Below are 22,864 nucleotides of genomic sequence, written 5' to 3' on the forward strand. Positions count from 1 at the left end.
CGGTTCCCGATGAACCCGGCGGCGCTTCGCGGCCGGGCGGGTGGAGTGAGGACCGCCTTCATGGCCCTCGCGTCTGCGCCGATTTAGGACCTGCGGCGCGCAGGAAGCTCACTGTTTGGCATATCCGGAGGCGGACGACAGCCCGCTCCATCGGAAATGCTCTAGGTGCGGAACGAGGCGCGGACGTGTCCGCCCGCGCCTCGAAAATCGTTTCCGCTGCTGGTCGGCCGCCTTAGCGACGCAGGCCCAGCTTGGCGATCAGAGCGGTGTAACGCTCGCGATCGGTCTTGATCAGGTGGTCAAGAAGACGACGACGCTGCGAGACCATCTTGAGCAGGCCGCGACGCGAGTGGTTGTCTTTCTTGTGGGTCTTGAAGTGGTCGGTCAGGTTGGCGATGCGTTCCGAAAGGATCGCGACCTGAACCTCGGCCGAGCCGGTGTCTGCAGCCGAACGAGCGTTGTCAGCAATGACTTCGCTCTTGCGTTGAGCCGTAATCGACATCGAAAGTCTCCATGTTGGAGCCCTGTCGCGTCGTCCGAAAACGAACGCTAGGGGAGATTGAAAACGCGGTCGGGTTCTAGCCGTCCGGCCCGCATGGTGCAGAGCGCGACCAGGGTTTCTCCCGCGAAGGCCGACACCGTGCGCGAGCCGGCGCTAAGCTGGCTCTTCAAGGTTTCAACCTGACGGGGGAGCAGAACGATCGGCCGACCCTGCCTTAGCGAGAAGGCGTCCTGATCCGTGACGGCCAGTTCCGGGATGTCGTCCAGAGCGGTCGAAACGGGCAGCAGGCCTTCCAAGGCGGCGCCCTTATGCGCCAGATCGGCGAGAAAATCCAGAGTGACGGCGTTCTCGGCGGTGAACGGCCCCACCCGTTCGCGCCGCAGAGCGGAAACATGCCCCTCGGCGCCCAGCATCACAGCCAGGTCGCGCGCCAGCGAACGCACATAGACGCCCTTGCCCGTGCGCATGGTGATTTCGACGTGGTCGGCGTCCGGAGCGTCAGTCACCGCCGCCTCATGGATCATGACCTTGCGGGCTTCCAGTTCGAACTCGGCGCCGTCGCGGGCCAGGTCATAGGCGCGCTCGCCGTTGACGCGGATGGCCGAGAACTGCGGGGGAACCTGATCGATCTCGCCGGCGAAGGACGGCAGGGCCGCCTTCACCGCCTCGACCGAGGGGCGCACGTCGGACCGGGCGATGATCTCGCCCTCGCGGTCGATGCTGTCGGTGGAGATGCCCCAGTGGATGGTGAAGCGATAGACCTTCTCGGCGTCCATCATGAAGGGCACGGTCTTGGTCGCCTCGCCCAGCGCAATCGGCAGAACGCCCGAGGCCAGCGGGTCCAGCGTCCCGGCGTGACCGGCCTTCTGGGCGTCGAACAGGCGGCGGACCTTGGTCACCGCCTCGGTCGAGCCCATCTCATAGGCCTTGTCGAGGCAGACCCAGCCGTTGACGATCTCGCCCTTCTTGCGGCGCGCCATCAAGCTTGGCCTTCGTCGTCGCTTTCCGGGCGTTCGAGATCAGCGCGGATGCGCGGATCGTCCATCAGCCGGTCCATATAGCTGGCCGCCTCGAAGCTCTCGTCGTGGCGGAACTTCAGGTCCGGGGTGTATTTCATGTCGATCAGGCGGCCCAGCTGGCCGCGCAGGAACTTGGCGTGAGTGTTCAGCGCCTTGATGATCACCGACTCCTGCCCCGCCGTCTCGGCCGTCTTGACCCCGGCGCCCAGGGGCTCGACGAAACAGATGGCGTGACGCAGGTCCGGCGACAGACGCACCTCGGTCACGGTGATCGACACGCCGTCCAGGGCCTCGTCGTGGATGCCGTGTTCGCGCAGAACGTCGACCAGGGCGTGACGGATCAGTTCGCCGGCGCGCAGCTGGCGCTGTGACGGACCCTGAGGACCGCTGGCGTTGCGGGTATGTTGTTTGCGGCTCATGGCGCGCCTCCCTTGTCGCTCGCCGGGGATCGGACGCCGGCTGAAAAAGCGAAGGGCGCGGTCTAGTCGCGGACGGGCGGCAAGTCCAGCTTGGCCGCATCCGCCTTGCCCGCATCGATCTGGCCCGCAACGGTCTGGCCCCGCGCCGCCGTGCGCATCACCTCGCCCGAGGTCAGGGTTCGCCAGGGCCGGATCGGCAATCCCGCCGCCGACAACAGGTCCGCCGTCCAGTGGTTGCACAGATGACCGACCCAGAAGGTCTCTCGGCTCTCAAAGAAACGCGCGTCGTCACCGGATCGGGCCGTCGCCAGCACAGGCCGCCCCGCTGCGTCGGTCACGAGCGAGGCCTGGACCCGCCTCCGCAAGGCCGCCATCCCCGCCGCCGACAGGGTCAGCGCCTGTCGACCCTCGGCCCGGAACCGCCGCGCAGGATGGGTCGCCACCGGGTCCAGCATGACGACCGAGGCGTTGCCCGGCTTGAGAAAGGCGCGGACGCCGTCCACCAGCCGCGCCGAGATCGGGCTCTGATCGACATAGAAGGTCGCGTCGCCCCAGCCGATCAGGACCCAGTGGCCGGGCGCCAGCCCCGCCGTCGCCTCGGCCAGCGGGCCGCCGCCCTCGACCAGGGCCGCGCGCGGCACGGCCAGATCGGTGTGGAAACCGTTGTCGAGCAGATAGACGGTCACGCCCGCCTCGCTCGGCCCGGCCGGATAGAGGGCGGGATCGCCGGGCCGGGTCAGGGTCCACAGCGCCGCGACTGCACCGATCAGGGCCGCAATCAGGAACCGGCCCAGCGCCCCCACGGCGTCCTCAGTTCGGGCCGTAGGCCAGGGGCGCGTCCCTGGCCGGACCGGCGCCCTGCTGCGTCGCCCATTCGCCGCGGTAGTCGTAGTTCAACTGCACGCAGTGGCGATACTGGCCGTCGCTCCACCGGCCCACGGCCTGCATGGTCATGGGCCGCCCGGCCTTGACGCGACCGATCACCACCCAGCTCTCGTCCGCACCGGGGCACAGGGCCCGCGCCAGACCGCGTCCGTCGCCTTCCTGAACGATGGAATAGACGCCGCTCTCGCTGGCCCCCGCCGGCAGGGCGCGACGCACCGCGTCAGGGCCGCCGCGCTCGAAGCGGGCCGACCCACGCGAGGTGCTGGAAAACAGATTGCGCACCGCCACGGCGCCGAAGAGGCCGCGCTCGACCTCCAGGGTCACGCCGCGCGTCAGGGCCTGGGTCGTGCGGTCGCGCGCGTCAAAAGCCAGAAAGCGGGTGTCGGCGGCGGCCGTGCCCGCCGTGGCGGAGACGGCGACGAGAGCCGAGATCAGGATGTGGCGGCGCATGGCGACCCCTTGATGAACGCCCCCCGGCGACGGCCCGACCCTAGAACCGGCCAGGCCCAAGGTGAAGCCTCCATAAGGTCTCGCCCAAAGACAAAGGGCGCGGTCCCTTGCGAGACCGCGCCCTGAAGCCTTGAGCGAGCTCAGACGTCCTAGTCGAGGGTGCGCTTGACCGATTCCACGGTAAAGCACTCGATGTAGTCGCCTTCCTTGATGTCCTGGAAGCCCTGGAACTGCATGCCGCACTCCTGGCCCGAGGGCACTTCGTTGACCTCGTCCTTGAAGCGCTTGAGCGTGTTGAGGACGCCCAGTTCCAGCACCACGACGTCGTCGCGGACGATACGGACGCGCGCGCCCTTGCGGACCACGCCTTCCGACACCCGGCAGCCGGCGATCTTGCCGACCTTGGTGATGTCGAAGACCTGCAGCACCTTGGCGTTGCCCAGGAAGGTTTCGCGCTGGAGCGGCGCCAGCATGCCCGAGAGCACGCCCTTAATGTCGTCCAGCAGGTCGTAGATGATCGAGTAGTAGCGGATCTCGACGCCTTCACGGTCGGCCAGATCACGCGCCTGCTTCGACGCACGAACGTTGAAGCCGAGGATCGGCGCCCCGGCCGACTTGGCCAGGTTGACGTCGCTCTCGGTGATGCCGCCGGCGCCCGAATAGATGGTGCGCGCACGGACCTCGTCGTTGCCCATCTTGTCCAGCGAACCGACGATGGCCTCAGCCGAGCCCTGAACGTCGGCCTTGATGAGGACCGGCAGTTCGTTGACCTTCTTGGACTGCAGCTTCTGCATCATGTCGACCAGCGAGGCCGAACCACCCGAAACCTGATTCTTCTCGCGGCGCGCACGCTCGCGATATTCGGTCAGTTCGCGCGCGCGGGCTTCGCTTTCGACGACAGCGAAGACATCGCCCGGCGACGGCGCTTCCGACAGGCCGAGAATCTCGACCGGAACGGAGGGACCGGCTTCGGTCAGTTGAGCATTGCGTTCGTCCAGCAGGGCGCGCGCCTTGCCCCAGGCGGAGCCGGCCACGACGATGTCGCCGCGCTTCAGCGTGCCGCGCTTGACCAGGACGGTGGCGACCGGGCCCCGGCCCTTGTCCAGCTTGGCCTCGATGACCACGCCTTCGGCCGAACGGTCCGGGTTGGCCCGCAGGTCCATGACCTCGGCCTGGACCAGGATGGCTTCCAGCAGGCCGTCGAGGTTGGTGCGGTTCTTGGCCGACACCTCGATGATCTGCGTGTCGCCGCCCAGGCTTTCGGCGATGACTTCGTGCTGCAGCAGTTCGTTGACCACCTTCAGCGAGTTCGCGTCCGGCTTGTCGATCTTGTTGACCGCCACGATCAGGGGCGCGCCAGCCGCCTTGGCGTGCTGGATGGCCTCGATCGTCTGGGGCATGACGCCGTCGTCGGCGGCCACGACCAGGACCACGATGTCGGTGACATTGGCGCCGCGCGCCCGCATCGCCGAGAAGGCGGCGTGGCCCGGGGTGTCCAGGAAGGTGACGCGCTGGCCGCTTTCCAGACGCACCTGATAAGCGCCGATGTGCTGGGTGATGCCGCCGGCTTCGCCGCCCGCCACATCCGTGGTGCGCAGGGCGTCGAGCAGCGAGGTCTTGCCGTGATCGACGTGGCCCATGATGGCCACGACCGGCGGACGCGGCGTGGTGGCTTCCTCGTCGTCGGCCTCGGCCAGGAAGCCGGTTTCGACGTCGGATTCCGACACGCGCTTGACGGTCATGCCGAACTCTTCGGCCACCAGTTCGGCGGTGTCGGAGTCGATCACGTCGTTGATCTTCATCATCAGACCCTGACGCATCAGGAACTTGATGATGTCGACGCCGCGGACGGCCATCCGGTTGGACAGCTCCTGCACGGTGATGACGTCGGGGATGACCACTTCACGCGCCGTACGCGGCTCGTCCGTGGACCCGCCCTTGCGCTTTTCCTTCTCGCGTTCGCGCGCCCGGCGGACCGAGGCCAGCGAGCGCATCCGCTCGGCGGTGTCGCCGTCGCCGGCGACCGACTGGATGGTCAGGCGGCCTTCACGGCGCTTGGGTTCGCCGCGCGTGCGCGACACGGCCTTGCCGGCGTCCGAGAAACGCTTGTCGCGATCGTCCTCGGGACGGATCGGACGGCCGAAGCCGACGCCGGGGGCGCGGCTGGGGCGCGCCACGTCGGGCGTCGCCGGCGGGGCGTTCGGCGTCGGACGGCCGCCGGGGCCGGCGCGGGCGGCGCCCGGACGGGCGGCGCCGGGAGCCGGTTTCGGGTTCAGGGCCGAATAGCGAACGGTCTGGCTGGCGGCCGGACGGGCGCCCTGCGGACGATCACCTTGCGGGCGAGCGCCTTGCGGACGGTCCGAAACCTGGGGCCGGTCGGACGCGGGACGGTCGCCTTCGCCCATGGCCTGTTCGCGGGCCGAGCGGCCGCCGAAGGCGGGACGCTCGATCGGCGCACGGCCGGTCGGGATCTTGGGCGCGCGCTGGCCGAAGTTGACCACCGGACGCACGGGCGGAGCCGGACGCGGCGCGGGCGCCGGCGTCGGCGCAGCGGCGACCGGGGTCGGCGCCGGCACGAGCGGCTTGGGCAGTTCCACCTTGGGCAGTTCCACCTTCGGGGCGGCGGGCTTGGCCGGGGCGGCTGAGGGCGCGGCGGCCGTCAGCTTGGCGGCTTCGGCGCGGGCGGCGTCAGCGGCGGCCTGGGCGGCTGCGGCTTCGGCGCGAGCGGCTGCAGCGGCCTTGTCGGCGGCGGCGGCCTGATCGCGTTGTGCGGCTTCGCGGGCGATCTTCTCGGCGTCGGCGGCGCGGGCGCGCTCAGCCTGCGCCTGGGTGGCCAGGGCGATGGCGCGGCGACGCGCCTCCTGTTCCTCGACCGACAGCGCGCCGCCGGCGGGACCGCCGCGGGGGGCGTTGGAACGGGGTGCGTTGGAGCCGCCCTGATCGGCGCGCGGACGCGAAACATCGAAGCCCTGCGGACGCTGATGTCCGGGGACCGCGCCGGCGCGGCGCTTCGTCTCGACGACCACGGTCTTGGATCGGCCGTGGCTGAAGCTCTGCTTCACGGTGCCGGTCGAGACCGATCCCGCGGCGCGCGGCTTCAGGCTCAGCGGAGCGCGCGGCCCCGTTTGAGAAGGCGCGTTCGCAGGGGTCTTGCCGTCTTCGGTCTTGTCGTTTTCGTCGCTCATCCGGTCGCTTTACTCGGGGCGGAGAATTCCGCCATCGTCTCGTCAAACACCCATAGCCGGGCGTGGTCCCGCTTCCTGGTCAGGAAACAGGGCCTCGTCCGCCAAAAGCCTCAGGCTCTCGTTCCGGGGTCTCGCCCCGGTCGTCCTCGGCGCCGTCGCCGGGGCCATCCCGGCGCCAGCTCTCTGGACTCAGAGGCCGAAATCCCGCCAGTCGCTCGACCTCAATGGTCCAGCGATCGGCTCGCCCGCCTTTCAGCAGGATGGCGTGTATCGCATTTTCCAGCCCAAGGGCCAAACTCAAATCGTCCGCGCTGAAAGCGCCGCAGATTTTGGGCGCCGGGGACGGGTGTTTCGCCAGGGCCAGAAGCTTGCCTCGACCGTCGGCGGACCCGTCCGCCGCCTCGATGACCCAAGCCGCTCGCCCGCCACGAATGGCGGCGGCGCTCTTTTCAAAGCCAGAGATAAGCACGCCTTCGCGCCGGGCAAGACCCAGCTGGTCGAGACAGCGCCGAACCAGCAGCTTCTCGACCAGATCGGCCAGGTCCGCCGCCGGTTTCAACGGCGCCTTGGCCGAGCGGGCGAACAGGTTCTTCTTCACCGCCGTCTCGATCGAGGCGCGGTCGGCGGCGACCCAGAGGCCGCGGCCGGGCAGTTTTCGTGCGAGATCGGGGGCCACCGAGCCGTCCGGCGCCGGCACGAAGCGGATCAGGCGAGATTCATCGAGAACCTGGCGGGTCACCAGGTCCTGACGGTCTCTATCGATCAGCGCCTCGTTCGAAGTCATGGACAGCTGCGGCTCCCATCACGCGTCTTGGGTCGGCTCGAGGTCTTCGGCGAAGACCTCCGCATCGACATCAACGGCTTCAGCCTCGTATTCGGCGGCCTCTTCACCGGCTTCGGCGAAGATTTCTTCCTCATACTCGGGCTCTTCGACCTGCGGCAGTTCCGAGGCGTCGATCCAGCCGGCGGCCACGCGGGCCTGCAGGATCAGCAGCTCGGCGTCCTGTTGCGACAGGTTGAAGCTTTCCAGAACGCCCGGCAGTTTCACGCGCTCGCCGTTCTTGACCTCATAGCCGCCGCGGATTTCGTCGGTGGCCAGGTCGGCCAGGTCCTCGACCGTCTTCACGCCGCCTTCGCCCAGGGCGACGGCGATGGCGCCGGTGACGCCCGGAACCGCCAGAACGCCGTCCTCGACGCCCAGGGCCACGCGCTTGGCGTCCAGTTCGGCGGCCTTGCGGTCCAGGAACTCACGGGCGCGGGTCTGCAGCTCTTCGGCGGTGTCCTCGTCGAAGCCTTCGATCTCGGCGACTTCATAGGCTTCAACGAAGGCCAGATCTTCGACCGTGGCGAAACCTTCGGTGACCAGCAGTTGGGCGATGGTCTCGTCGACGTCCAGGGCTTCCTGGAACAGGGCGGTCCGCTCGGCGAACTCCTTCTGACGACGCTCAGAGTCCTGCGACTCGGTGATGATGTCGATCTGCCAGCCGGTCAGCTGCGAGGCCAGACGGACGTTCTGGCCGCGACGGCCGATGGCCAGCGACAGCTGCTCGTCGGGCACCACGACTTCGACGCGGTCGGCGTCTTCGTCCATGACCACCTTGGCGACTTCAGCCGGGGCCAGGGCGTTGACGATGAAGGTGGGCTCGTCGTCGTTCCACTGGATGATGTCGATCTTCTCGCCCTGCAGTTCGGCGACGACCGCCTGAACGCGGCTGCCGCGCATGCCGACGCAGGCGCCGACGGGGTCGATCGAGCTGTCGTTCGACAGGACGGCCATCTTGGCGCGCGAACCGGCGTCGCGGGCGGCGGCGCGGATCTCGATCACACCGTCATAGACTTCCGGCACTTCCTGGGCGAACAGCTTGGCCATGAAGCCCGGGTGGGCGCGGCTCAGCATGACCTGCGGGCCCTTGGCCTCGGGACGGACGTCGTAGATGTAGGTGCGGACGCGGTCGCCGACGTTGAAGACTTCGCGCGGGATCGACTGGTCGCGGCGCATGATGCCTTCGCCACGGCCCAGGTCGACGATGGTGTTGCCGTATTCGACGCGCTTGACCGTGCCGTTGACGATTTCGCCGACGCGATCCTTGAACTCTTCGTACTGGTTGGCGCGCTCGGCCTCGCGGACCTTGCCGGTCACGACCTGGCGAGCCATCTGGGTCTGGACGCGGCCGAACTCGAACGGCGGCAGGGTCTCGACGTATTCCTTGCCGACCACGGCTTCCGGGTCGCGCTTGGAGGCGTCGGTCAGGCGCACCATGGCGCTGTCGTTGAACTCTTCCAGCTCGTCTTCCGGCTGCCAGTCGTCCGGCACGATGGTGACGTGGCGGGTCAGCGACAGCTCACCGGTCTTGTGGTCGATCTTGGCGCGGATGTCGTGGTGAGCGCCATAGCGCGACTTGGCGCCCTTCTGGATCGCCTCTTCGATCGCCTCGATGACGACTTCTTTGTCGATGTTCTTCTCACGCGCGACAGCGTCGGCGATCGAGAGGAGTTCGAGACGGTTGGCGGAAATACCGGTGACGGCCATCAGGCTTTGTCCTTGGTCGAGGTCGTGATGTTGGTCGTGTCTTCAGTTTCGGCTTCGGCTTCGCCTTCCGGCAGGCCGTCGTCTTCGGGTTCGCCGCGCGCCGCGCGCAGGGCCGCGCCCCGCTTCAGCAGCTCGTCGGTCAGGATCAGCTTGGCGTCCGACACCCATTCGAAGGGGATCAGGGCGGTGTCTTCCTCGCCGTCCAGATCGATGGCGACATTGTCGCCCTCGACGCCGGCCAGCACACCCTTGAAGCGCTTGCGGCCCTCGACCATGCGGTCGGTCTCCAGGCGCGCCTCGAACCCTTCGAACAGCTGGAAGTCCAGCAGGCGGGTCAGCGGCCGGTCGACGCCGGGCGACGAAACCTCCAGCAGGTATTCGCCCGAGATCGGGTCGGCGGCGTCGAACACTTCCGACACCGCGCGCGACAGGCGGGCGCATTCCTCGACCGAGATGTCGTTGTCGACCACGCGCTCGGCCATGATCTGCAGACGGCGACGCAGGGTGCCGCCCATCAGGCGCACGCGAACGACAGCCAACCCCAGGCTTTCAGCCACGGGGTCGATCATCTCCAGCAAGGCGCGGTCTTCAGCAGTCTTTGCGCGCAAAGGCTTCACTCTTTATCCGGCCGCCACGCAGGCGCCGGATGGGTCCAAAACAAAAGCGGCGGTCCGTCCGGGCCGCCGCTTGAAACGACGCCGTTGGACGCCGGTCTAACGATGTGAGCGGTCATATAGGCGAAAGCGGGGGCCGTGTCAGCCCCCGCCGTCGTCAGACTCGATTCAGAACTCCTCCCAGCCGTCCGTGACCACCGCCAGGGCCGGCTTGCGCGCGGCGCCGCCAGTGTGGCGCAGGGCGGCGACCGTCTGGGCCACCGGCTGCGGCGTGCGAACCTGAACCGAGGCCGGGGCCGGCTTGCGCGCGGCGACCGGCGCCGAGGCCGAGGCATGGCCGGTGCGGAACCGGGCGACCGAGGCGGCCAGGGCGTCGGCCTCCTGCGACAGCGAGTGGCTGGCGGCGGTCGATTCCTCGACCATGGCCGCATTCTGCTGCGTCACCTGATCCATCTGGTTCACGGCGGTGTTGACCTGTTGCAGGCCGGTGGCCTGCTCCTGGGCCGAGGCCGAGATTTCCGAGACCAGGCCGTCGATTTCGGCCACGCGGCTGACGATGCGTTGCAGCGCCTCGCCCGTCTGACCGACCAGGGCCACGCCCTGCCCGACCTGCTGGCCCGAGGCTGAGATCAGGGTCTTGATCTCTTTCGCCGCTTCCGCCGAGCGCTGGGCCAGGGCCCGCACTTCAGACGCGACCACGGCGAAGCCGCGACCGGCGTCGCCGGCACGCGCGGCTTCGACGCCGGCGTTCAGCGCCAGCAGATTGGTCTGGAAGGCGATCTCGTCGATGACGCCGATGATGTTGCCGATCTCGGTCGAGGACCGTTCGATGGCGGTCATGGCCTGGACGGCGTCGTGCACGACCTTGCCGCTGGTCTCGGCGTCGCCGCGCGCGGACTGCACCACGCTGGAGGCCTGACGGGCGCCGTCGGCGGTCTTGTTCACCGTGGCGGTGATCTGATCCAGGGCGGCGGCGGTTTCTTCCAGCGAAGCCGCCTGCTGCTCAGTGCGGCGCGACAGGTCGTCGGAGGCCTGGCTGATCTCCCCGGCGCCCGAACGGATGGCGGCGACATTGTCGACCACCACGGCCACGGCCTGTTCCAGTTGGGCGATGGCGGTGTTGAAGTCGGTCTTCAACTGTTCCGAACGGGCCGCGACCTGGGCGGTCATACGGTGAGTCAGGTCGCCGCTGGCCATGGCCTGCAGACCCTGGCCCAGGGCGGTGACGGCGACGTGGTCTTCCTCGGCGATGCGGGCCTTTTCGGCCTCTGCGCGAGCGCGTTCTTCGTCAGCGGCCTGACGCGCGGCGGCGGCTTCGACTTCCAGACGCTCATTGGCGATCGAGGCTTCTCGAAACACGTCCAGCGCCAAGGCCATCCGACCGATTTCGTCGCCGCGCGTCAGGCCGGGAATAACCGACGTCTTGTCGCCTTCGGCCAGGGCCTTCATGCGTCCAGCCAGAGCCACGACCGGTCGCGATACCGACCGCCCCAGGGCCCAGCCGGCCGCACCGGTGGCCAGCGCCACCAACAGAGCCATCCCGCCCAGGGTCAGGGCCATCCGCCCGACCGCGGCCGCGATCTGATCGGTATAGACGCCCGAGCCAATGACCCAGCCCCAGGGCTTGAAAGCCTTGACGTAGGAGATCTTGCCTGCCGGTTCCTCCTGGCCAAGCTTGGCCCAACTGTAGTTGAGAAAGCCTTCACCGTCGCGACGCGCGATCTCGGTCATCTCGCGGAACATGAAAATTCCGTCGGCGTCTGTCTTGCCGGTCAGATCCTGACCTTCCAGTTGCGGGCTGAACGGGTGCATGATCATGCGCGGGTGCATGTCGTTGACCCAGAAATAGTCGTCCTTGCCGTAACGCAGGGCGCGCAGGGTCGACAGGGCCGCCGCCTGGGCCTGTGGCTGCGTCATGACGCCCAACTGCTCCTGCGCCTGATAGTGGGCGACGACGCTATAGGCGACCTCGACGGTCTTCTTGGTGCGATCGCCGATTTCGGACCGCATCACCCCATCCAGCTTCAGCAGCGACAGCCCCAGCAAGATCAAAAGGCCGGCCACGGCCAGGCACGTCAGCAGGTTTACCCGCCCGCCAATGGTCAACGCCCGCAACATCACGCAAATCCCCCAATGAGTCCGAAGGAAGATCGGCGATACGGGTAAACGTCAGGCGAAGCGGGACCTGCGTGGTATTCCCTGCGTAACTATCCTTACGACGAAGGTCTTAGGCCAGGGCCAGCTGCCCCATGTAGTCGCGCTTGCCCAGCGCCACCCCGGCGTGGCGCAGCAGGGCGTAGACCGTCGTCACGTGGAAGTAGAAGTTCGGCAGGGCGAAGCTGGTCAGATAGCCGGCGCCTTCGAAATTCAGCTCCATGCCCGGAAATTTCAGCTGCACCGCACGCGTCTCGGCGCCCGCGAACTGTTCCGGCCCCACGCTCTCGACATAGGCGATGGTCCGCATGATCCGCGCCCTCAGTTGGGCCAGGGTCGTCTCATCGTCGGCCAGAACCATGGGCTCCACCTCGGCCAGCCGGGCCACGGCGCCCTTGGCCAGGTCGGTGGCGATCCGCACCTGCGACACGAAGGGCAGCATGTCGGGCGCCAGACGCCCCTGCATCAGGCCCTCCTCGTCCAGTCCCGAGGCGGCGGCCTTGTCGATCAGCCCGACCAGGACGTTGAGGCCGCGCACGAACATGGGCGCGGAAGCGTCATAGAGGCTGAAAGTCATGCTCGGCTCCTCGGATCAGATCCGCAACATATGGCTAGGCTCGGCGCTCGAACTCAAGGAAGATCGGCGCAGTGTCGCCCAGCTTCTTTTCCTCGTAGCGGGTGACGACGTGGTCGGCGGAAACCGCGAACCAGTCCTCGCCCTCGGCCATGATCCGCGTGAGGCCCGGCGTGCGTTCCAGCCGCTCCAGCGCCCATTCGGCATAGTCCAGCCAGTCGGTGACGAAGCGCACCCGACCGCCAGGCTTCAGGAGGCGGGCGATCTCGACCGCCGTTTCATCCTGAAGGAAGCGGCGCTTGTTGTGCCGCACCTTGTGCCAGGGATCAGGGAACAGGATCATCACCCGGTCCAGCGAGGCGTCCGGCAGGGCCGTCATCACGGCGCGGGCGTCGTCGGCGTGCAGGCGGACGTTCTTCAGACCGCCCTCCTCCACATGGCGCAGGGCCGAGGCCACGCCGTTCAGAAAAGGCTCGCAGCCGATCATCAGGGCCTCGGGGTTGCGACCGGCCTGTTCGGCCAGATGCTCGCCGCCGCCGAAGCCGATCTCCAGCCAGACTTGTTTCGCTTCCGGCATCAGTGCCGCAGGGTCGATCGGCCCCTTGGTCGGGTCCGGCACGGCGATCTGCGGCATCAGGGTGTCGAACAGGGCCGCCTGACGCGCCTTGATCGGCCGCGACTTGATGCGCCCGAATGAGCGCAGCGGGCCGTGGGCTTGGGCCCACTCGGGGCGGTCGCTGTCGAAGGCGGGCAGATCGGCGGGGTCGGACTTGTCGGTCATGGCGCGCGCTCTAACCCCTTAAGGCCGCGCACGCAAAGGCGATCCGCCGGAGATCAGCCCCAGGGACCGCGCGATGCGCTCGGCGTCGAAGGCGTGGTCGGCACGCTGGTGCGAGGCGCGCCCACACGCTGAGCGGACGCGACGGACGCCGGCGCCGGGCGTCGGCTCATGCCCATCTTGGTCCCCAGATCCATCAGGGCGCGGACGCGGTTGCCGGTCGCCGGATGGGTCGAGAACAGGCTGTCGGCGCCCTTGCCGTTCAGCGGATTGATGATGAACATATGGGCCGTGGCCGGATTGCGCTCGGCGGGCGCGTTCACCGCCCCGCGGGCATAGGCCTCGATCTTCTGCAGGGCCGAGGCCAGGGCGTGGGGATCATTGGCGATCTCGGCCCCGACGCGGTCGGCCTCGTATTCGCGCGACCGGCTGATGGCCATCTGCACCAGGCCCGCCGCCATGGGCGCCAGCAGCATCAGGGCGATGGTTCCGATCATGCCGCCCGGCCGTTCGCGGTCGTCGCCGCCGCCGAAGAAGAAGGCGAAGTTGGCCAGCATGGCGATGGCGCCGGCCACCGTCGCCGTCACCGTCATGGTCAGGGTGTCGCGGTTCTTAACATGGGCCAGTTCGTGCGCCATCACGCCGCGCACCTCTTCGCGCGTCAGCATGTCCAGCAGGCCGCTGGTGGCGGCCACGGCGGCGTTCTGAGGATTGCGGCCGGTGGCGAAGGCGTTGGGCTGGTCGTTGGGGATGATGGTGATGGTCGGCAGGGGCAGGCCCGCATCGGTCGCCATCTGCTTCACATCGGCGACATAGGCCCGGACCACGGCGTTGGGGTGGGTCTCGTCCACCACCTGGGCCCGGTACATCTTCAGCACGATCTTGTCGGCGTTCCAGTAGCTGAACAGGTTCATCCCCGCCGCCACGGCCAGGGCGATGACCATGCCGGGGCCTTTGCCGATCAGATAGCCGATCCCCATGAACAGGGCGGTCATCACGGCCAGCAGGGCGAAGGTCTTGAGGTGGTTCATCGGGTCCGGGCGTCGTCAGGGGTGGCGAAGAAGTCCTGAACGTCTATGTGAGGCCCTGTATCCCCGCCCTCAAGGCAGTCCCCCTGTGACCGAACAGCCCACCTCCCCCGCCGCCGACCACGTCGATGAGACGCCTGCGTTCAACGCTGACGTGCCCCACGCGACGCCCGAGCGGCCTCTGAACGCGGTCGCGCGCCGCGCCCTTCTGGAAGCGGCCGAACGTCGCAAGGCGAGCGAAGAGCCGGTTCTCGACACGGAACACGGCGGTCCGCGCGGTCCCGAGCCCACCCGCTACGGTGACTGGGAGAAGAAGGGTCTGGCCGTCGACTTCTGAGCCGGCTCTGGTCCCGTCCGTTCGCGTGACGGGAGAATATTGAACGCTTCCGCCGAAACCGCATTAACCTTTGCGGCTGAAACAAGGAGCGTGGCCATGAAGGCTGTTCTGTCTATCGCTGTCGGCGCGACCCTGTTCGTCGCCGGAACCGCCGAGGCGCAGACGCGCCATGTCCGCCACAACGCCGCCTCCGGCTACGCCCAGCAGGCCTATGCCCATCACGGGGGTCCGCGCGGCCCCATGGTCGAGAGCCGGGTCCAGACCTACTACAGCGACACCGGCTGGCAGGGCGGCTACGGCCCGGTCGAGGCCTATGGCTATGGCTACGGCTATGGCGGCGCCGGTCAGCGCCCGCCCGTCGTCGTCGTCGCGCCGCAGCAGCCGATCCAGCACGGCGGCTACAGCTACGGCGTCACCCGCTCCATGCCCTTCGGCTATGTCGTCGACGGCTATGGCCGCTACCCCTGGGCGCGCGGCTACGCATACGGCCAGGGCCAGTATCAGCACGGCCACCACCAGCAGGGCTATTATCAGGGCGGCTACGCCCCCGCGCCCCAGCCCGCCTATTATCAGCCCGCGCCGGTCTATGTGAGCCAGCCCCCGGTCTATGTCTCGCAGCCGCCCATCTATGTGGCCTCCCCGCCGGTTTATGTTCAGCCCGCAGAGGTTCGCGTCGCGCCGCCCCAGGTGAACGTGGCCCCCCCTCAGGTCTATGTCGAACCCCCGCGCGTCGAGACGGCGCCGCCCCAGGTCAACTTCGAGCGCGGCTACTACGCCATGCCCGACACGCCCCCGCCTCCGCCGCACCGCTCCCCGACCGAGCGGCCCTATATGCAAGAGCCCGGCGAGCGCGGCTGAGACGACAAGGGGCGGCCCCTTCGCAGAGGCCGCCCTATTGTTGGTTGTCTTTACTTGCCGTGTTGGCGACCCCACGACCTGATGCATGGCGTCATCCTCGCCCTTGTGGCGAGGATCCAGATACGAAGCCAAAGCCAGTTTGAGCGATCCACTCAAACCAAGGCACCCGTCGAGGTTCTGGATCCTCGCCGCAAGGGCGAGGATGACGGAGGGATAGGAGACCCCGCCGACAGGTAGCGTCAGTTCAGCTTTTTGTTTCACGTGGATCAAGAGGTTGAGGCCGCTCAGACGAGCGCCATCTCTGCCGAGATCGGCCTTTACACGAGCGCGATCTCTGCCGAGATCGCTTGCGCTGATGCGCGCGGATCGCTCGCCGCCGTGATCGGACGCCCGATGACCAGATGGGTCGCGCCGGCTTCCAGGGCGCTGGCCGGGGTCGCCGCCCGCGCCTGATCGTCCAGAGCCGCGCCCGTGGGCCGCACGCCCGGCGTGACGATCAGGAAGTCCTCGCGTCCCGCAGCCAGAGCGATCTCGCGCACCCGCGCCGCCTCGTGCGGGCTGGAGACGACGCCGTGGACGCCCGCGTCCAGCGCCTGACGCACCCGCAGCTCGACCAGGTCCGCCGCCGACAGACTGTGATCATCCGCCTTCAGGTCGTCCTCGGTCAGGCTGGTCAGGACGGTGACGCCCAGAATCTTCAGGTCAGACCCCGCCGCCCCGCGCGCCGCCGCCGCCATGACCTGAGGCCGGGCATGGACGGTCAGCAGGTCGCAGCCCGCGCCCGCCAGCACCGCCGTCGCCTTCTCCACCGTCGCGCCGATGTCGTGCAGCTTCCAGTCCAGAAACACCTGATGGCCCGCCGCCTTCAGCTCCCGCGCCAGACCCATGCCGTCCGAGGCGAACAGTTGCAGCCCCACCTTGTAGAAGCCGACCGCGTCGCCGATGCGCTCGACCAGGGCCCGCGCCTCGTCGGTCGTCGGGACGTCCAGGGCGCAGATGACGCGCGGATCAAACGGGCGATTGGCCAGGTCAATGGGATGGGCTTCGGACATTTCCGGCTCTCGGCGGGTTGCAGGCGCGCGCGGATGCCCCGATAGGTGAGGCGAAGCGTCGCGGGATCGCGCGGCGGGTTTTAAGGGCGGGACGAAGCAATGAACGCGGTCGATCTGGGGGTCAACCTGTTCGTGGCGCTGTTCGCGCTGCTGGACCCCATCGGCAATGTGCCGATCTTCGCCGCCGCCACCGCCGGGGCCTCCCTGCGTCAGCGCATCACCGTCTCGGCCATGATCTGCGGTTTCGCAGCCGTCTTCCTGGGCTTCTTCTTCTTCACCGGCCTGGGCCTGCTGCAGTTCTTCGGCATTTCGCTGGCCGCCTTCCGCATCGCCGGCGGCATTCTGCTGCTGCTGCTCGGCCTCGACATGGCGCGCGAGGACTTCCTCAAGATCTTCGCCGACGCCGACGCCGTGACCGACGCCAAGGACGTGCGCGGCTACGCCAAGCGCCGCTTCAAGCGCCTGATCGTGCCCTTCGCCATCCCGCTGATGATCGGCCCTGGCGCCATCTCGGCCATCATTATCAACGCCGGCGAGGCCCAGAAGCTGGGGGCGGCCGGCACGGCCTCGTCGCTGGTGGCCATGGTCGCCGCCTGCGTCGTCACCTTCTTCTGCTTCGCCGCCACCGGCCCGATCAGTCGCATCCTCGGCGACGTCGGCATGGCCATCGTGGTGCGTGTCCTGGGCCTGATCCTGTGCGCCCTGGCCATCCAGTTCATCATCGCCGGTCTGGGCGAAGCCATCCCCGGCATGTTCAGCCTCGGGGTGACAGCGCCTTACCCCGCCGGCGGTCACTGAACTCAACCGTCATCCCGGAAAGCGCAGAGCGCTTATCCGAGACCGCCACAAACACTAGCCGCTGAGCCTTGAGCGGTCCCGGATAGCGGCTTCGCCGCTTCCGGGAGGATGGAGCGTCTTTGCTAAAGTCGATCCAGCCGTTTGGCGTGGCCGCCGACCATCCTTAGCGCCAGGGCGTCGGGCAGCAGCCCCCCCAGGGCCGCCAGCACATTGTTGGCGACGCCCGGCGTGACGCGCGGGCGATTGGCCTCGACCGCGTCCCAGCCGATGCGGGCCACGCGGTCGGCCTCCATCCACATCCACTTCGGATAGGCGCTCGACACCTGCTCGCGCGAGCCGTTGACGTCGTGGAACTCGGTATAGGTGTAACCGGGGCAGAGCGCCGTAACGTGCACCCCCGTCCCCTGCGTCTCCAGCCACAGCCCCTGCGAGGCCTTGATCAGGAAGCTCTTGATCGGTCCGTACAGGGTGTCGCCGCCGGTCGCGGGCATCTGCCCCGCCAGCGAGGCCACGTTCAGCACCCGGCCCCAGTTGCGCGCCGTCATGCCGGGCAGCAACAGACGCGACAGCTCGACCGGCGCGGTCAGCATGACGCGGATCATGGCGGCATGGTCGGCGGGGTCGGTGGACAGAAAGCCCGTGGTGCGGCTGAACCCGGCGTTGTTGATCAGACCATCGACCTTGAGACCCCGCGAAGCGACGGCCTCGACCAGACGCGCAGGCGCCCCCGGTTCGGCCAGATCGGCGGCGATGACGCTGGCGACCACGCCATGCTGCGCCGTCAGCTCTTCGGCCAGAGCCTTCAAGGGCGCTTCGCGGCGCGCCGTGAGGATCAGGTCATACCCCCGCCCCGCGCACTCGCGCGCCAGGGCCGCGCCGATGCCGGCGCTGGCCCCCGTGATCAGGATGGTGCGGCGCAACTCCCCCAAGCGAGGCGCGTCAGGCGGCGGCGACGGGGCAGGCCGAATGCGGCGCGAATTCGCGCAGCGATTCAGGGTCCGCTTCCAGCAGGTCGGCGATGGTGATCTTCGACAGGGCCGCGCCCGCGGCCTGATCGGCGGCGGTCAGGGCCTTGGCCACCTGACGCGGGATATGCTCCCCCACCGGACAGCCCTTGGCCCCGGCGGGCGGCGAGCCCAGATGGGCACAGCCGTTTACGGCCTTCAGCACCTCGGCCATGCAGATGTCTTCCGGGCGACGCAGCAGCCAGGACCCGCCCGAGGCGCCGGGTCGCGTGGCGATCAGCCCCGCCTTGGCCAGCAGGGCCGTCACCCGGCGGATCACCACCGGATTGGTCGGCACCGAGGCGGCCAGCACGGCGCTGGGCGCCGCATCCGCAGCCGAATAGGCGCCCTTGTGGGCCAGATAGGCCAGGGCATGGGCGGCGACGGGGAATCTTTGGCTGTCAGACATCTCGGTTTCGTACTCCAGACCGGAAGGTAGGGCTTCCGGCGCGGTTTTCCAAATCCATCCGCAACAAAAACTGTTTCTTTTTACGCGGTGCGGACCTTCGAGGTTCGAGTGGAGGTCTCCGCCCTCCCCCTCCAAACGTCATCCCCGGTCTTGTGCCGGGGATCCAGAAACACCGCGTCAGCCCCCTATTTCTCGCAACATCAAGCGTCGTGTTTCTGGATTCTCGGGACAGGCCCGAGAATGACGACCCGACTTAATCTTGACCGCTTCACGCCCCGGCCTTCCGGGCGAAGCTCCAGGCCGCGTCCGACAGGGGTCCGACCTGGGCCGCCATGGTCCGGGCGTGGGCGCTGGCGGCGGTGCCGTCGCGCACCCGACCGGCGATTCCCTGACAGATGGCCGCCAGCCGGAACAGGTTGTAGGCGAACAGCCAGTCGAGGTTCTGCGGCGGCGCCGTGCCCGTCTTTGCGGCGTAGCGTTCGACCGTCTCCTCGACCGAGGGAATGCCCAGTTCTTTCAGGTCCGCCCCCGCCAGTCCGTTGCGCAACGACGCCGGAATGACCCAGGCGATCAGCAGATAGGAGAAGTCGGCCATTGGATCGCCCAGGGTCGACAGCTCCCAGTCCAGCACCGCCCGCACCCGCGCCTCGACCGGATCAAGGATCATGTTGTCGAGGCGGAAGTCGCCGTGGACGATCCGCGTCGGCCCCTCCGGCGGCAGGCTGTCGGGCAGGAAGGCGATCAGCCGGTCCATGGCCGGGATCGGCGCGATCTCCGAGGCCCGATACTGCTTGGTCCAACGCCCGACCTGCCGCGCGAAGTAGTTGCCCGGCTTGCCGTAGTCCGACAGGCCGATGGCGGCGGGATCAAAGGCGTGCAGCGCCGCCAGGGTATCGGTCTGGGCCTCATAGATGGCGCGGCGCTCGGCGGGCGACATCCTCGGCAGCTTCAGGTCCCAGAAGACCCGCCCCTCGACCTTGTCCATGACATAGAAGATCGAGCCGATGATGCCTTCGTCCGTACACAGAGCATAGGGCCGCGCCACCGGAAACCCTTGCGCATAGAGGGCCGAGATGACGGTGAATTCGCGGTCCACGGCGTGGGCGCTGGCCAGCAGGACGCCCGGCGGTTTGCGGCGCAGCACATAGGTCCGGCCCGGCGTGGTCAGCTCATAGGTGGGGTTGGACTGACCGCCCTTGAACTGGCGGATGGTCAGCGGCCCGGCGTAACCCGCGACATGGGCCGTCAGCCAGGCGTCCAGCGCCCCCTCGTCCAGCCGATAGCGTTCGTCCACCTCGCGCGTGCCGGAGAAAGCGGACTGCGCGTCCAGAGTGTCGGTCATGTCTCGTCTCCCCCAGCGGCGATGATGGCGGCCTTCACCGCCCCGCGCCAGCCCTTCAGCAGCCGCGCCCGCTCGGCCTCGTCCATGCGCGGGCGCCAGACGGCGGGCGCCTCAAGCGGGGCGGTCCACAGCTCACCCGTCAGGCCGACGCCGAAGGCCGCCAGCCGCGCCGCCCCCATGGCCGTCATCTCCTGAAAGGCGGGGCGTTCGACCTCGACCTCGCAGATGTCGGCGATGAACTGCATGGCGAAGGCGTTGGCCGTGACCCCGCCGTCGACCTTCAGCCGCGTCAGCGGCGGCGCGCCATCCTTCTTCAAGGCGTCCAGCAGGTCGCGGGTCTGATAGGCCAGGCTCTCCAGCGCCGCGCGGACGAAGTGGGCAGGGCCGCTGTCGCGGGTCAGGCCGATGACCGTGCCCCGCGCCTCGGGCTTCCACCAGGGCGCACCCAGGCCGGTGAAGCCGGGGACCAGATAGACCCCGCCATTGTCTTTCAGCGTCTGGGCCACGGCCTCGGACTGACGCGAGTCCGAGATCACCTTCAGCCCGTCGCGCAGCCACTGGATCGCCGATCCCGCCGAGAAGATCGACCCCTCCAGCGCATAGGCGACCTGACCATCAGCGGCGTAGCCCAGGGTCCCCAGCAGTCGGGAGGTCGAGGCCACCGGCGCCTCTCCGACGTTGGCCACCAGAAAGGCTCCCGTCCCATAGGTGATCTTGGCGTCGCCCGCCGCCAGCGCCCCATGCCCCACCAGGGCCGCCTGCTGGTCTCCCGCCGACCCGTGAATGGGCAGGGCTCGGCCTAACAGGCTGGCGTCGCAGTCGCCCAGATGATCGGCGCATCCGCGAATCTCGGGCAGGGCCGCCATCGGCACCTTGAACAGGTCGCACAGGTCCTCGCGCCATTGCAGCGTCGACAGGTCCATCAGGCTGGTGCGGCTGGCGTTGGTGGCGTCGGTGACGTGGCTTTTCCCGCCCGTCAGCTTCCAGATCAGCCAGGCGTCGATGGTGCCCAGCTTGACCTCGCCCCGGGCCGCCCGCTCCCGCGCCCCCGGCACGGCGTCCAGCAGCCAGGCGTATTTCGAGGCCGAGAAATAGGGGTCGAGGATCAGGCCGGTCGCGCCCTGCACCATGGCCTCATGTCCTTCCGCCGCCAGCCGCGTGGTCACGTCCGACGTGCGCCGGTCCTGCCAGACGATGGCCCGGTGCAAGGGCTCGCCGGTCGCCGCATCCCACAGGACCGAGGTCTCGCGCTGGTTGGTGATGCCCACGGCGGCGAAGCGATCCACCCCGCCCGCCTTGCGCACCACCTCGCGACAGGTCTGCAAGGTCGCGCGCCAGATCTCGGCCGCATCATGCTCGACCCAGCCCGAGCGCGGGAAGTGTTGCACCAGCTCGATCTGGCTGACGGCGACGGCGGAGAACGAACCGGACGGCGACACCTCGAAGGCGATGGCCCGCGTCGAGGTCGTGCCCTGGTCGATGGCGAGGATAAGACGGGTCATGACGCCCGGCTCTTCCAGGTTTCGACCAAGGCGACCGCTGAGGTCAGGAAGCTGTCAAACTCGGCAACCTCTCCACGCCAAGTCTGCTCAAATTCCTGGTCGTCATTGGTGTCCACCGAACGGGCGGTAACGACAACAGCGTCGTCGGCGGGCGGTTCAACCGAAATCTGAAAACAGTCAAAGGGCGCGCGCCCGCCAATATAGAAAAATCTGGCCGGCGCCTCGGCCCATTCCCTGACCACCGCCCAGCCGTTCTCGGCGGCTCGACGGTCCAGTTGCGCGTCTATGATCGAATAGGGGTCCATGCCGCCGATCCTGGGGGGTGTAGGCCTTCTCGACAAGCGAGCTGATGGGCGTATTGGCATCCTATGCACACGCCCTCCTTCTCCGGCGTACTCGACGCCGCCCGCCAGATCGCCCCCGCCGCCGTGCGCACGCCGCTGATCGAGCATCCGGCCCTGAACGAGGCCGTCGGCGGACGCGTCCTGATGAAGGCCGAGACCTTGCAGGTGGCGGGGGCCTTCAAGTTTCGCGGCGCCTATAACCGCATCAGCCGCCTGAGCGACGCCGAAAAGGCGCGCGGCGTCGTGGCCTATTCCTCGGGCAACCACGCCCAGGGCGTCGCGGCGGCGGCCCTGGCGGTCGGGACCCGCGCCCTGATCGTCATGCCGTCGGACAGCCCGGCGGTGAAGGTCGAGGGCGTGCGCGCCTTCGGCGGCGAGGTGCGCCTGTACGACCGCTGGAGCGAGAGCCGCGAGGCCATCGGCGCCGAGATCGCGGCGGAGCGCGGCGCCATTCTCGTCCCGCCCTTCGATGATCCCTTCATCATCGAGGGCCAGGGCACGGTCGGGCTGGAGATGCTGGAACAGGCGGGCATCGAAATGAACCAGCTGCTGTGCGGCGCCTCGGGCGGCGGCCTGATCGCCGGGATCAACCTGGTCATGGCCGAACAGAGCCCCGAGACCCGCGTCATCGTCGTCGAGCCCGAGGCCTTCGACGACACCCGCCGCTCGCTGGAGGCGGGCAAACGGACCGCGCATCCGCAAGGCGCCCCGTCCATCTGCGACGCCCTGATGGCGCCCCTGCCCGGCGAACTGACCTGGCCGATCAACCGGCGTCTGGCGGGCGCCGCGACCGTCACCGACGCCGAGGCGGCCGAGGCCATGCGCTTCGCCTTCCGCTGGCTGAAGCTGGTCATCGAACCGGGCGGCGCCGTGTCGCTGGCGGCCCTGCTGTCAGGAAAGGTCGCTGGCAAGGGCCTGACCACCGGGATCGTCCTATCCGGCGGCAACGTCGATCCGGGCCTGTTCAGCGCCATCATCGAGGGCCGCTTCCCCGCCTAGCGGCCGTCATCCCGGACGCCCGCAGGGCGATCCGGGACCGCCCAAGACACCGCGCTTCCGGCGGTCCCGGATCATCGCTCA

General features: G+C 68.4%; 23 protein-coding genes. 4 read left to right on the top strand and 19 right to left on the bottom strand.

The genetic code is table 11. The features are described from left to right. Positions 1 to 232: 232 nt before the first annotated feature. From rpsO to htpX, 13 genes are all read right to left on the bottom strand, one after another. The gene (rpsO, locus tag DXK21_RS07685; RefSeq protein ID WP_114817196.1) at positions 233 to 502 is read right to left on the bottom strand and encodes a 30S ribosomal protein S15; all 270 of its coding nucleotides are present in this window, start codon (positions 500 to 502) and stop codon (positions 233 to 235) included. Positions 503 to 549: 47 nt separating this feature from the next. Further along, a complete protein-coding gene (truB, locus tag DXK21_RS07690; RefSeq protein WP_114817197.1) occupies positions 550 to 1,482 on the bottom strand; it encodes a tRNA pseudouridine(55) synthase TruB in 933 nt (310 codons plus the stop codon). Beyond that, a complete protein-coding gene (gene rbfA / locus DXK21_RS07695; RefSeq protein ID WP_114817198.1) occupies positions 1,482 to 1,940 on the bottom strand; it encodes a 30S ribosome-binding factor RbfA in 459 nt (152 codons plus the stop codon). The genes truB and rbfA overlap by 1 nt, the downstream gene beginning before the upstream one ends. Before the next feature lie 62 nt (positions 1,941 to 2,002). Further along, positions 2,003 to 2,743, bottom strand: a complete 741-nt coding sequence (locus tag DXK21_RS07700; protein ID WP_245945140.1) for a DUF2459 domain-containing protein — start codon at positions 2,741 to 2,743, stop codon at positions 2,003 to 2,005. Between the two features lie 7 nt (positions 2,744 to 2,750). Next, positions 2,751 to 3,275, bottom strand: coding sequence for a hypothetical protein (locus DXK21_RS07705; protein WP_114817199.1), 525 nt, complete (start codon positions 3,273 to 3,275; stop codon positions 2,751 to 2,753). A 149-nt stretch (positions 3,276 to 3,424) separates the two neighbouring features. After that, on the bottom strand, positions 3,425 to 6,460 hold the full coding sequence (gene infB, locus DXK21_RS07710; protein WP_114817200.1) for a translation initiation factor IF-2: 3,036 nt from the start codon (positions 6,458 to 6,460) through the stop codon (positions 3,425 to 3,427). A 79-nt stretch (positions 6,461 to 6,539) separates the two neighbouring features. Continuing rightward, the gene (locus DXK21_RS07715) at positions 6,540 to 7,244 is read right to left on the bottom strand and encodes an RNA-binding protein (protein WP_114817201.1); all 705 of its coding nucleotides are present in this window, start codon (positions 7,242 to 7,244) and stop codon (positions 6,540 to 6,542) included. Positions 7,245 to 7,262: 18 nt separating this feature from the next. Further along, positions 7,263 to 8,990, bottom strand: coding sequence for a transcription termination factor NusA (gene nusA / locus DXK21_RS07720; RefSeq protein ID WP_114817202.1), 1,728 nt, complete (start codon positions 8,988 to 8,990; stop codon positions 7,263 to 7,265). Then, positions 8,990 to 9,598 (bottom strand): ribosome maturation factor RimP, encoded by a 609-nt coding sequence (rimP, locus tag DXK21_RS07725; protein ID WP_114817203.1) that lies wholly within the window; start codon positions 9,596 to 9,598, stop codon positions 8,990 to 8,992. Before rimP ends, nusA begins: the two co-directional genes overlap by 1 nt. Before the next feature lie 174 nt (positions 9,599 to 9,772). After that, positions 9,773 to 11,722 carry a methyl-accepting chemotaxis protein gene (locus DXK21_RS07730; RefSeq protein WP_114817204.1) on the bottom strand — a complete coding sequence of 650 codons (1,950 nt, stop codon included), beginning with the start codon at positions 11,720 to 11,722 and terminating at the stop codon, positions 9,773 to 9,775. A gap of 109 nt (positions 11,723 to 11,831) precedes the next feature. Continuing rightward, on the bottom strand, positions 11,832 to 12,335 hold the full coding sequence (locus tag DXK21_RS07735; protein WP_114817205.1) for a DUF1993 domain-containing protein: 504 nt from the start codon (positions 12,333 to 12,335) through the stop codon (positions 11,832 to 11,834). Positions 12,336 to 12,369: 34 nt separating this feature from the next. Continuing rightward, a complete protein-coding gene (gene trmB, locus DXK21_RS07740; protein ID WP_114817206.1) occupies positions 12,370 to 13,113 on the bottom strand; it encodes a tRNA (guanosine(46)-N7)-methyltransferase TrmB in 744 nt (247 codons plus the stop codon). Positions 13,114 to 13,166: 53 nt separating this feature from the next. Continuing rightward, positions 13,167 to 14,141: a zinc metalloprotease HtpX gene (gene htpX, locus DXK21_RS07745; RefSeq protein WP_114817207.1), complete on the bottom strand. Its 975-nt coding sequence runs from the start codon at positions 14,139 to 14,141 to the stop codon at positions 13,167 to 13,169. A gap of 85 nt (positions 14,142 to 14,226) precedes the next feature. On the opposite strand from htpX, the gene DXK21_RS16900 reads away from it, so the two are divergent. Continuing rightward, entirely contained in the window at positions 14,227 to 14,475 is a 249-nt protein-coding gene (locus tag DXK21_RS16900; protein ID WP_245945141.1) for a DUF1674 domain-containing protein, read from the top strand. A 96-nt stretch (positions 14,476 to 14,571) separates the two neighbouring features. Continuing rightward, positions 14,572 to 15,333, top strand: a complete 762-nt coding sequence (locus DXK21_RS07755) for a hypothetical protein (RefSeq protein WP_114817208.1) — start codon at positions 14,572 to 14,574, stop codon at positions 15,331 to 15,333. A 317-nt stretch (positions 15,334 to 15,650) separates the two neighbouring features. Here the strand turns inward: DXK21_RS07755 and pyrF are convergent, their stop codons facing one another. After that, positions 15,651 to 16,385 (bottom strand): orotidine-5'-phosphate decarboxylase, encoded by a 735-nt coding sequence (pyrF, locus tag DXK21_RS07760; protein WP_114817209.1) that lies wholly within the window; start codon positions 16,383 to 16,385, stop codon positions 15,651 to 15,653. 99 nt (positions 16,386 to 16,484) lie between these two features. Here pyrF and DXK21_RS07765 point away from each other — a divergent pair, with 99 nt between their 5' ends. Next, positions 16,485 to 17,183, top strand: a complete 699-nt coding sequence (locus tag DXK21_RS07765; protein WP_114817210.1) for a MarC family protein — start codon at positions 16,485 to 16,487, stop codon at positions 17,181 to 17,183. 122 nt (positions 17,184 to 17,305) lie between these two features. Here DXK21_RS07765 and DXK21_RS07770 read toward each other — a convergent pair whose 3' ends face one another. The 5 genes from DXK21_RS07770 to DXK21_RS07790 form a co-directional block, all read right to left on the bottom strand. After that, on the bottom strand, positions 17,306 to 18,112 hold the full coding sequence (locus tag DXK21_RS07770) for an SDR family NAD(P)-dependent oxidoreductase (RefSeq protein WP_114817211.1): 807 nt from the start codon (positions 18,110 to 18,112) through the stop codon (positions 17,306 to 17,308). A gap of 10 nt (positions 18,113 to 18,122) precedes the next feature. After that, a complete protein-coding gene (locus tag DXK21_RS07775; protein WP_114817212.1) occupies positions 18,123 to 18,596 on the bottom strand; it encodes an Rrf2 family transcriptional regulator in 474 nt (157 codons plus the stop codon). 268 nt (positions 18,597 to 18,864) lie between these two features. Next, a complete protein-coding gene (locus tag DXK21_RS07780; RefSeq protein ID WP_114817213.1) occupies positions 18,865 to 19,938 on the bottom strand; it encodes a phosphotransferase family protein in 1,074 nt (357 codons plus the stop codon). Then, positions 19,935 to 21,440, bottom strand: a complete 1,506-nt coding sequence (gene glpK, locus DXK21_RS07785; RefSeq protein ID WP_114817214.1) for a glycerol kinase GlpK — start codon at positions 21,438 to 21,440, stop codon at positions 19,935 to 19,937. Before glpK ends, DXK21_RS07780 begins: the two co-directional genes overlap by 4 nt. Beyond that, positions 21,437 to 21,745, bottom strand: a complete 309-nt coding sequence (locus DXK21_RS07790; RefSeq protein ID WP_114817215.1) for a hypothetical protein — start codon at positions 21,743 to 21,745, stop codon at positions 21,437 to 21,439. Before DXK21_RS07790 ends, glpK begins: the two co-directional genes overlap by 4 nt. A gap of 63 nt (positions 21,746 to 21,808) precedes the next feature. On the opposite strand from DXK21_RS07790, the gene DXK21_RS07795 reads away from it, so the two are divergent. Next, positions 21,809 to 22,783: a threonine ammonia-lyase gene (locus DXK21_RS07795; RefSeq protein WP_114817216.1), complete on the top strand. Its 975-nt coding sequence runs from the start codon at positions 21,809 to 21,811 to the stop codon at positions 22,781 to 22,783. Positions 22,784 to 22,864 lie beyond the last annotated feature (81 nt).

This window comes from Brevundimonas bullata, from assembly GCF_003350205.1.
GTDB classification, from domain to species: domain Bacteria; phylum Pseudomonadota; class Alphaproteobacteria; order Caulobacterales; family Caulobacteraceae; genus Brevundimonas; species Brevundimonas bullata.